The organism is Anaerococcus lactolyticus ATCC 51172 (genome assembly GCF_000156575.1).
In the GTDB taxonomy this organism is placed as follows: domain Bacteria; phylum Bacillota; class Clostridia; order Tissierellales; family Peptoniphilaceae; genus Anaerococcus; species Anaerococcus lactolyticus.
Window position 1 is genome coordinate 1 of sequence record NZ_GG666058.1, and the last position, 2,017, is coordinate 2,017.

2 protein-coding genes are annotated in these 2,017 nt (G+C 29.3%); both read right to left on the reverse strand.

All coding sequences use genetic code 11. The features are described from left to right. A partial coding sequence (locus HMPREF0072_RS10030) for an ORF6N domain-containing protein (RefSeq protein WP_039931453.1) occupies nucleotides 1-805 on the reverse strand: 805 nt, incomplete at its 3' end. A 378-nt stretch (nucleotides 806-1,183) separates the two neighbouring features. Then, nucleotides 1,184-1,711 carry a PcfB family protein gene (locus tag HMPREF0072_RS10035; protein ID WP_004830152.1) on the reverse strand — a complete coding sequence of 176 codons (528 nt, stop codon included), beginning with the start codon at nucleotides 1,709-1,711 and terminating at the stop codon, nucleotides 1,184-1,186. Nucleotides 1,712-2,017: the final 306 nt, after the last annotated feature.

Genomic DNA, 2,017 nt, shown 5'->3' on the forward strand with positions numbered 1-2,017 from the left:
CCGCTATTTTCAGTTTCAGGTCTATTTTAGGATAGTCTTTTCTAAAATCATCTAAGATGTTTTTTGTAAGCATATCCTTGTTCTTGACATTATCACTAAAGACTACGATTTGAGTCTTATCTCTTGCAGCTCTTAAAAGTTCTAATGTTTTAAGTCCTATATAGTTATCTATAACATAAATACTTTTCTTTGCTGATTTATATATTTTTGTATAGGCAACATCAGCTTCTATCTTATCTCCATTCATCAAGAGGAAATGTTTATATGTTTCCGGATCTATAAAATTGTCCATTACCTTTTTCAAATCTTCTTTAGTAGCTAATGTGTTAATCTTACTATCTATCCTTGCAATATCATTTGTGTTTTGATTTGTTTGAATTGCTATTTGAACTAATTCCTTTGAGCTGATAAAATCTTGATTTTCTATAATAAAGTCTTTCATTTGCTTAAACATTCGTATTAAAGCCTTGCTCTGTTTAACGGCAAGTTCTCCCCTTAATACAGTCATGAGCATATATATTCCCTGCTCTGTAAAAGCATAAGGTAGTTTTCTACGACCACCCCAACTTGATGTCGATTTTTTCGATATCAAGTTTTCAAACTCTGATTTCGTCAACTGAAACATAAAATCATCATCAAATTTCTCCGAATTATTTTTTACTTGTTCGTTAAATCTTGTCGTTGTATATCCATAGATTTCAGCCAACTCAAAATCAAGCATAATCCTTTGATTTCGTATATAATAAATCTTACTTTTAATTGTAGTTTCATCTATAACTACAATTTCCTTATTTTGCTCTGCCACAAAATTCACCTCCTATATATTTTGGGTGCTACAACTTGTAACCATTTTTTCTTTATTTCATTTAGCTTACAGCTCTTAAGCCAATTATCCATCATATTTTCAAAGTATAATTTCTATAATTATACCAAAAATATTAAATCTTTTCTATCTCTATATCTTTCTCTATCTATTATCGAACATGGGTTGGACTCATTAAGGACAATGTACTCTGTTTATTTTGTCTGTGAAAAATTCTTCTTTTAATTTTATCTAATAATATCTTTTATTTGCTGCCATATCTGCTCCTTTCTTGATTTCCGATTTTCGGAATTCTGGACTTCTTCTTTTCGGAAGTCTTGTTATTGTGGGGTTCTAAGGGTGTAACTTTTCGTTACTCCCTTAGATTTCTCTGGTCATATCTTTTTTATTTGGTTTTACTTTTTCTTTTACTTTTCTTTTGACTTTTTCTTTTGTCTTATTCTTGTTCTTGGATAGGTCTTTGTATTTCTTTATTTGTTTTAGGATACTTTCTTTTTCTTTTTTATTTTCTTTGGCTATGACTTGTTTAAAGGCATATTCCATTACTTTTATGTCTTTGGATTGGAAGAATATTTCATAGTTTTGTGTTTCTTTGTTTTTCATTACTGAGAAACTTACTCCAAGTTTGTTTAGTTCTTTTTTTAAGTCTTTGAGGTCGCTTTGATCTATGCTTATATTTTCTAGTTGTCCTTTTTTGTAGAGGTCTTTTAGTTTCATTTCATCGCCCATAAGACTTTTTAGGTTTCCATTTGCTTTTTCTAAAGTATCATTCATCTTTTTTCTTATTTCTTTTTCTAGGTTGATTGTTTCTTTTGCTGCCTTTATTGTGTATGTTATTATGGTTTGTGCTGCTTGACCTGCTTCTTTGCTTATTTCTTCGTTTATCATGTTTTCTCTCCTTTGTTTGAATTAAAAAAAGGGAAGTATAGGCTTTAATTTTTCTATACTTCCCTTTGATTGTTTTTATTTTATTGCTCTTGGTGGTGGAATGCTTTATTTTGATGTTTATATAGCTTACTTAGGTATTTATACCTTTTATACTTTAAAATAGCTTAAAATACCTTTCCACCTTTAGTAGTTTATGTGTGTTCTTTTGTCTGATAGATAGTTTTTCATGTTGGAATATATAATCTGTATTTCTTCGTTGTTCATCGCTTTTATTTCTTCTGTGCTTTTATATGTTTTGTATATTCC